The 8,529-nt window shown below is 38.3% G+C and carries 4 protein-coding genes; all 4 read right to left on the bottom strand.

Annotated elements, in window-relative coordinates; all coding sequences use genetic code 11:
* Positions 1-3,333 (bottom strand): cadherin-like domain-containing protein (locus tag ACFFLS_RS24195; RefSeq protein ID WP_379689696.1); only part of this gene is annotated, 3,333 nt, incomplete at its 3' end.
* A gap of 377 nt (positions 3,334-3,710) precedes the next feature.
* Entirely contained in the window at positions 3,711-4,793 is a 1,083-nt protein-coding gene (locus tag ACFFLS_RS24190) for a helix-turn-helix domain-containing protein (protein WP_379682843.1), read from the bottom strand.
* A gap of 227 nt (positions 4,794-5,020) precedes the next feature.
* The gene (locus ACFFLS_RS24185) at positions 5,021-6,847 is read right to left on the bottom strand and encodes an alkaline phosphatase (RefSeq protein WP_379682844.1); all 1,827 of its coding nucleotides are present in this window, start codon (positions 6,845-6,847) and stop codon (positions 5,021-5,023) included.
* Positions 6,848-6,990: 143 nt separating this feature from the next.
* The gene (locus ACFFLS_RS24180) at positions 6,991-8,526 is read right to left on the bottom strand and encodes a RagB/SusD family nutrient uptake outer membrane protein (protein ID WP_379682845.1); all 1,536 of its coding nucleotides are present in this window, start codon (positions 8,524-8,526) and stop codon (positions 6,991-6,993) included.
* Between the last annotated feature and the right edge of the window lie 3 nt (positions 8,527-8,529).

Here is an 8,529-nt window from a genome sequence, read left to right as displayed (position 1 = left end):
GCCTTCGGCAACCGTGTAAGAGTTGTCCACAGCAACTGGCGCGTCGTTTACTGGAGTCACCGTTATCGTCACTGTTGCGGTGTTTCCGTCAACCGTTCCGTCGTTGGCCTTATAAGTGAAGCTGTCTGTCGTAGTCTCGCTTCCGTCGTGAATGTAGGTGAACGAGCCGTCTGTATTCAGTGTCAGTGTCCCGTGCGAAGGATTCGCAACCAAGACTGCCGTCAAGGCATTGCCTTCCGCATCAGAATCATTTCCTAGGACTCCAGGTGCAGAAATGTTCAATGTTCCGCCTTCTGCAACCGTGTAAGAGTTGTCAACAGCGACAGGCGCATCGTTTACTGGAGTCACCGTTATCGTCACTGTTGCGGTGTTTCCGTCAACCGTTCCGTCATTGGCCTTATAAGTGAAGCTGTCTGTCGTAGTCTCGCTTCCGTCGTGAATGTAGGTGAACGAGCCGTCTGCATTCAGTGTCAGCGTCCCGTGTGAAGGATTCGCAACCAAGACTGCCGTCAGGGCATCGCCTTCCGCATCAGAATCGTTCCCTAGGACTCCAGGTGCAGAAATGTTCAATGTTCCGCCTTCTGCAACCGTATAGCTGCTGTCATCAACAGCAACTGGTGCATCGTTTACAGGAGTAACTGTTATCGTCACTGTTGCAGTATTGCTGTTCAATGAGCCGTCGTTTGCTCTGTAGGTGAAGCTGTCGCTCAGCGTCTCGCTTCCGTCGTGAATGTAGGTGAAAGAGCCGTCAGCGTTCAGCGTCAGTGTACCGTGCGAAGGACCTGATACCAAAACAGCTGTGAGTGGATTATTTTCCGCATCTGTATCGTTTAGCAATATACTGTTTGCTACCGTAACCGTAAGCGTTCCGCCCTCTGCAACTGTATAATTATTGTCGTCGTTGGTAACAGGCGCATCATTCACAGGATTAATTGTAATGCTAACAGTTACTGTCGAACTATCCTCATATCCATCATTTGCTTTATAAGTGAAGCTGTCGCTTAAGGTCTCGCTTCCGTCATGCACATATGTGAACGAGCCGTCTGAGTTCAGTGTCAATGTTCCGTGAGTCGGATTAGAAACTAAAATCGCTGTCAAGGCATCACCATCCGCATCGGAATCATTTGTCAGAACACCCAAAGCAGCGGTAGCTGTTAAAGTTGCTCCTTCGTTAACAGTGTAACTATTAGCTGTAGCTACTGGAGCTCTGTTAATAATACTTAAAACAGCGGTATTTGAATTAGGCTGTGCACAAACATTCGAAGTACTTGTCACATCTAATCTATACATATAACCGTGGAATGAACGTGGAATGCCAGTTAAAGTAAGCGAATTTGTAGTCGCATTAGAAAAAGCCGGATTAGTGCCACCATTTGTAACGGTTGTCCAAGTTGTACCTCCGTTAATACTTTGTTTCCATGTATAAACAAGATGATTACCTGAAACTACTGTACTAAATGTAGCATTACCTCCCACATTTGCATTGCGGTTAGACGGATCAGTTGTAATGGCTACAATATTTGAAACCAAATAATTTGGTTTAGAAGTTCCTGTTGTATTAACTGGAGTAGCATAAGAAGCTCCTACAACTGTACCATTGGCATTTGTTGCAGGCGGTAAACCTGTTCCATAAAAACCATTATTGTCTGGGTCGACTCCTGTATTTCCGTACGCTTCAACTGAATCAGGGCAACCGTCGTTGTCTGAATCTAAATCCAGTTGATCAATCATTCCGTCTAAATCATTATCATATCTGTCGTCAACTGTATCTTTATTCGTATCTACAAAACCAGGTGCGCTTGGATTAAGAAAGTTTGGTTTTAAAGCACCCGTTTGATACGCGAAAGGATCTGGCAAACCTGCAGCTCTTTCTACAGTATCTAAAATTCCATCATTATCATCGTCTAAATCACATTCTATCGAAAGACCGTCTTCATCATCAATTCCAACGTAATTTGGATTTTCTACTGGAACATATAACGAAACGCTTCCACCTGCAGAACCGTTCTGAGATCCATTACGATCTCCTCCTGTATGCTGTCCTCCTTCACCTCCACCAGAATTCAGCGTCACGTTTGATGGTAATGCAGCCATTGAATATAACAACGCACCACCACCACCGCCTCCACCTGGGCCGTGTAATACAGTAGTATTTAAATCCTGACCGTCACCACCTTTGGCAGAAACAGTTAAATTTCCAGTAAAAAGAGGGGTTTTCAAAACAACCGTTCCACCGGCTCCTCCTCCTCCTCCTCCATCTGGATCACCAGAAACATTTACGGGTTGTGGAGAAAAACCATCTGCAATAATAGAATGTCCGTTTCCGACAATCTCATTAGCAAAAATAATTACAATACCACCTCCATCAGCAGCTGAAGAAGGATTGTTTGTTGTAACATATCCAGAACCTCCTGCTCCTCCAAGAAATACTTTATCTTGTGCAAAAAAAGAAGATAAGGAAACACCTCCTAAACCTCCAGCACTATCAGTAGTATTACACCAGCGTCTTCCACCTTCACCTCCGGCACCATAGTTAGATCCACCGCCTCCGCCTGAATCTCCTGCAATACCAGATCCACCACCGTTTGCTCTTGGAGCACGGCCACGGTTAGTATTATTATCATTAATTACAATACCATCTCCTTTCGTATAGGAAGAAGTGGCTGTACTGCTTAAAACATATTGTGTGGTTGGATTAGAATCACAGTTGTTATCCGGACCGTTTTGATCCATCCTGATTCCCTCATAACCTTGCCCTGCTACATCAATATCCGCATTAAATATTAATTTTCCACTTGTTTCTATAGCCAAAACACCACCGTTCCTTTGTGCAGTGGTCCATTCTTTTGCTGTTAATTTACCAGCGATAGTTACATCACCTGTATATCTCGGAACTCTAACTACCTGAACCATACCGCTAGTGGTGTTGTAATTTTTCACTAGAGGATACATAGGTGTCACCACATTCCCCACGATACTTTTTATTTCAAAAAATTCGTAGTTACCTGTGCTGTTTATTGCCGTTACCCTACCAGCAGTAGCTGTATTAGTAGTTTCAATAGTTGCTCCTTTCATTTGGATAATCAAAGCTTTATCTCCTGCGACAAGTCCGGTTGCATTACTCACTGTAATTGTGTGAATACAGCTTGCAACACAAGGATCGCAACTAGGCTGATTGATTCCAGTAACTGAAAAATAACTATTTACTATTCCCGAAATACTTGTCTGTGAAAAACCATTGAGGCTACACAAAAACAAAAAACCGACCAAAAACTGTTTCAAGGTCCGTTCTTTGTTAAACGTTAAAATTTTTAGATAAGTAAAGTTCACCATATATTAAAACAATTTAAAATTCCGAATAAGCATAACAAAGCCTGTACGCTCAAGTCTCTTTTCTGAAACCTGGCGCAAATGGTTTTATTAATAAATTTTTATAATGGCTGAAAAATCAGCAGAGATAAACAATTAACAATCCGAACAACTGATTCTGAAAAGGTTAATTATTTCTTTCGGCGCCAAATGTAAACGAAAAATAAAGCTATGAATAGTCAATTCGGACATATTTTCACTTTAAAAAAAATGTTAATTACTGAAAGAAAATTAGTATATTAACAATGAAAATGGCGTATTTAAAAAACTAAAAATAAAATAGTTACCTGATATCAGGTATATTGATTAAAAAAGTTTAAAAAAGTCCTTTTAGTTTTATTTTATGGAAAAAAGTTATTTTCTACTTCTGAAAAACGCACTTCTGAAGGCAGTTTTCCAAATCTTTTTTTGAAACTTGAAGCAAATCTTCCTGCCGAATCATGACCAGTAATCACTGCAATTTCCTGAATATTAAAATCTGATTTTTGAATAAGCTGCATAGCAAGAACCAAATTCTTTTCTTTGTGATACTGCAACATCGAAAAACCATAAACGGCCTTAAAATTAGATTTCAACTTTGTAGGAGATGTATTCACTTCTTTAGCAATATGTTCAATGCCAATAAAAGGAAGATGCAGATGCTGCAAAACAATTCGTTCTGCTCTGGAAACATTAAGATAATCGAGATTGGTCAACGAGATATTATCTTCTATTCTTGTATCTACAAAAGCATTATCAAAGAATTCGGTTATTAATTTCATTGACTTCTTTTTGAGCTTCAAATTATCAGCTTCAGAATTGGTTTCTGCTTCTAAAATTTCAGAGATATCTGCTCCAATTTTATGTGCTTTTTCAGAAATATCGAGCCAAGTATAGGATCCTCTATTTCCGTTAAAGAAGTTTAGAATTGTTTTTCGGTCTTTAAATTTCTTCGAAGAAAAATTCTCTTTTACCCAATCTTTGGTCATCGCAATACTGAAAAATTTCCCGTCTGCTTCTTTATAAAAATAACTTGAAATCTCTGTACCCGGTTTACTGATTGTCCAACAAGTGCTTAAAAGTGTTAAAGAAGTGCCGTCTTTTAATGGAAATTGATATTCAAAAACAGAGAAAGTCAAAAGATAATAATCACTATTTTTATCTGCATCGTAACCAGACAAAGCCATGATATTCTCTTTGAGCGTCATATAGAATGTAAGCAGCCAGAAACCTTCTTCAAATTCTTTATAATACATCTTCGCCTTGCATAGTGGTGTATTAAAAGTAATGAGGCTTTTTAACGGAAAATGTCTTGTTATAGGTAACTTCAATATACTTTCCAGCATTATTTCCGGTGTATTGAACAAATAAGGAAATTGAAAAAAACCATCTTTGAGCAGAAAAAGATATTTCTGGATATGTTTGGGCCAATTATCTAAGGTCATTTAAAATTTAGCAGTTTGGGGGATAAAATAAATTATGTTTCTGTGCATATATTAGGTTGAGGCAAAAATAAAAACATAGCCGTAAATAACAGCAGGTAAATCTACGTATATTACATTTTTCTCGTTCAAATGCAATTTTTTAACAAATAACCAAGGATATTCCTATAATTTTAAAACAAAAAGCCCTGCTCAATGCAGGGGTTTAATTGTTCTATTTTTTGTCTAAACTATTTTGTAGAAAGCAATTCCATTATTTTGCTGTAAATAGAAGTATTTTGGTAAACACCAGAAAATTTTTCTGCTCCTGGTCCATAGGCAAAAACAGGAACCGGAACTGATGTATGATCATTGGTGCTGAAACTTCCGTGAACATATCCTTTTTCGATGTTTCCATCAATTAAAGACAAACCGCCAGTTTCATGGTCTGCCGTAATAATCAATAAAGTGTCCGGGTTATTGTCTACAAATTCCATCGCTTGTCCTGCCAATTGGTCAAAATCAAGCATTTCGCGTACAACATATTCTACATTAGTCTGATGTCCGCCGTAGTCAATCTGAGCTCCTTCTGCCATTATAAAAAACGGATTTTTTGTTTTTGAAAAAGTGCTGATTGCTTTGGCTAAAGATTTGCCCAAAAAATTGCCTCTGCCGTCTTTTTTAGAAACCACTGCATCATTGTCCAAAACGACAAAACGAGAGTTTTTTAAGGTGTCAAGACTTGCGAACTTATCGGAAAAGGAATACCCTTTTTTTATCAATTCTTCAGCAATATTTTTACCGTCTTTTCTTGAAGTAAACTCCTTACTGCCTCCACCGATTAAAATATCGGCAGAACTATTTAAAAAATCTGCAGCTATAGGTTCACTGAAACTTCTTTCAGGCTGATGTGCATAAAAGGCCGCTGGAGTGGCATCGGTTATATTTCCGGCAGAAATAATCGCTGTTTTAAAATTCTTTTTAGCCAGTTGCTGTGTAATTAATTCTAGCGGTTTTCCTTTTTCATCAACACTTATAAATCTGTTGTTTGTTTTATTCCCGGTTGCCATTGCTGTTGCGCCCGCGGCCGAATCGGTAATATAACTGTCAGATGCATAAGTAATCGAAAATCCTTGGGTTGGAATATTAAACAGATTCAATTGCCCTTTATTGGCTGTATAACCAGAATAAATCTGTGTAAGTCCCATACCGTCTCCAATCAGAAGAATGATGTTTTTTGGTTTTTTATTTTTCGCAAAAGCGGTTGCTTTTTTAGGTACATAAGCCTGATAAAATTCGGTATTCTGATAAAAATTAGCTTTCAGTTTTTTAATAAAATCGGTTAAAGCGCCAACATTATCAGTGCCAATAAAATCAACTTTCAGATTCATTAAAGTCATCCAAGTATTGATATTATCCTGAGTTGCCCAAAATCTGATTTTTTTGTTTTGATCATGTACTTTTTTTATAACATTCTGAACCTTTTCGATATCAGTATGAGTCAAAACACCTTTTCCGTTCCAAGGCGTTATTTCTTTTAAATCCTCACTGATCATTTCGACACGGTCAAGCTGATCCTGAGAATAATTTTCATTCAATCTTCCATCAAAAGAAATAAATGGAGCAAAATCTTTCCATTTATTAGGTGCCGGCCTGTTTCCAGAAATAATTATCCTGATGTTTTTATTAGAAATAATCTCTGGAAAATTTTTAAGTTGCTGTTCGATTAATTTCAAAGTCGCCTCTGCATCCGATTTGACATCAATCATTAAAATTAAAGGTTTCCCACTTGGATAAGCCTTTCCGCCAAGGAATTTCAACTTTGCAGAAAGCGGTTCCAAATACATACTTTTAAGCGAATTCTGGGGTTTGACTTCCTGTAAAGTATGCGATACCAACAACTCATTATTTATTAAAAAAACATCGGCTTCGATTACACCAGCTTCATCAGCATAGGCGGCATAAAAAGGCAGTGGCGCAGCATAATCATTATGTGAATGAATATTAGACGAACTGTATTCCTGCGCATGGGCAAACAGGAAAAAATGGAGGCAAAAAAGGGTGATTATTTTTTTCATTGAAAATAAAATTAATCATCTTAAAGCTGTAGGTAACTTTAAAAATGAATATTATAAGGAGTGTAAAATCAAAATTTTACAACTGCAGAGCTTACAGCAAGCCCTGCAGTGTAAAAAACTAAAAAAACACAATGAAATTACTTTTACCAGCCTTGGTTCTGAAACAAGGCTCCTTTACTTACTGCTATTTCGTCTGGTGGAATAGGCCACACATGGTGAATTGCAGGATTAAAATTACGGGCAGGATAAATTACCGTTCCGTTATAATGATGCAATGGTTTTGCATAGGTTTCTTTTGCATCTCCCCAACGTACCAAATCAAAGTGACGGTCTGTCCATTCTCCAGCCAATTCACATCTTCTTTCTCTTTTTAGATCGGTCATAGTAGCTCCAGCCAAATCTCCTAAACCAGCGCGGTGACGAATCATATTGATTTCTGTATCAGCATTTTGACCTTTCATTAATTTCGCTTCTGCTAACATCAAAATCACATCTGCATAACGCAAAAGCGGTACATTTAAAGCTGTTGAGGGTTTGTCTCCATTTGCATTTACATAACGAATATCTACCGCTCCGGCACCCGTTTTTGGATAACTGAACGGCTCCATATATTTTTTAAACTGATAACCCGTTCTGTTACTTGAACTTACTACATACTTTCCTTCGTTAAAAACAGCAGCTTCTCCAAAATAAGTAAAATGATCTCCTTTTTGTAAAATAGTAGCACTTCGTCTTTTATCAGTCGGATCGTAAGTATCAAATAATTCTTTTGTCGGATAGAAATTTCCCCATCCGTTGTAAACTCCCCATCCTTTATCTTCTAGGCAAACTCCAGGAAAGATTGAGCCCAAAGAAGTATTTTCTGCACTAGAAGTTACAGACCAGATATACTCTGACGACCAGTTGTTTTTGATTGTAAATACATCTGCAAAATTTTCTAGAAGTTTGTGCTTACCGCTTGCTACAATCATATTAGCATACTTAATAGCATTATCCCAGTCTTTTGCATACAAATAAGTACGAACCAAATATCCCCAGGCGGCAGTTTTATGAGCACGACCATAATTGTCTGCTGTCATTTCATCAAAATAAGGAAGCAATTCTGAAGCTTTAATCAAATCGTCAGCAATGTAAGCGTAATTTTCAGCCACATTTTTTGTACGAGGCACGTAAACATTTGTTGGGTCGTTTCTGTCCTGAATCGGAATTCCGGCACGATCATCTCCGTAATGATAAGCCAATTCCAAATGCATAACCGCATGATTAAAATAAGCTTCTCCCAACATTCCGTTTCTTGTTTTTTCGGCTAATGGAATAGTAGGAATGTTACGAATTACATCGTTGCATCTTTTCATGATTTCGTAATGAATACGCCAAATATCTTTAGTATCCGATTCTGCTCCGTCTACAATAAAATTTTTGATTCTTTCTGCATTCTGTCTTGGTTTGGTACCGATATCATCGCTGGCATTGTTAAGCCAGAAAAAACCACGGCCATACATATTATCGTCTGAGTACAATGCGTAGATTGAATTGACCCCCGCTTGCGCATCAGCAGCTGTTTTCCAGAAATTTCCGCTTGACGGAGCTCCCTGAGGCACGACATCAAGTTCGCTTTCGCAAGATACCGTTCCCAGCAGCAGTGCAAAACTCAATAATACAATACTTAAATTTTTCATCTT

The sequence above is a fragment of the Flavobacterium procerum genome (assembly GCF_042431625.1).
In the GTDB taxonomy this organism is placed as follows: Bacteria; Bacteroidota; Bacteroidia; order Flavobacteriales; family Flavobacteriaceae; genus Flavobacterium; species Flavobacterium procerum.
Note: the sequence above shows the minus strand (reverse complement) of the source record. Positions and strands in the feature narration are given on the sequence as shown.

Excerpts from the sequence above, each read along its gene's own strand:
- ACFFLS_RS24190 (WP_379682843.1), bottom strand. The coding sequence starts at position 4,793 with ATGACCTTAGATAATTGGCCCAAACATATCCAGAAATATCTTTTTCTG.
- ACFFLS_RS24185 (WP_379682844.1), bottom strand. The coding sequence starts at position 6,847 with ATGAAAAAAATAATCACCCTTTTTTGCCTCCATTTTTTCCTGTTTGCC.
- ACFFLS_RS24180 (WP_379682845.1), bottom strand. The coding sequence starts at position 8,526 with ATGAAAAATTTAAGTATTGTATTATTGAGTTTTGCACTGCTGCTGGGA.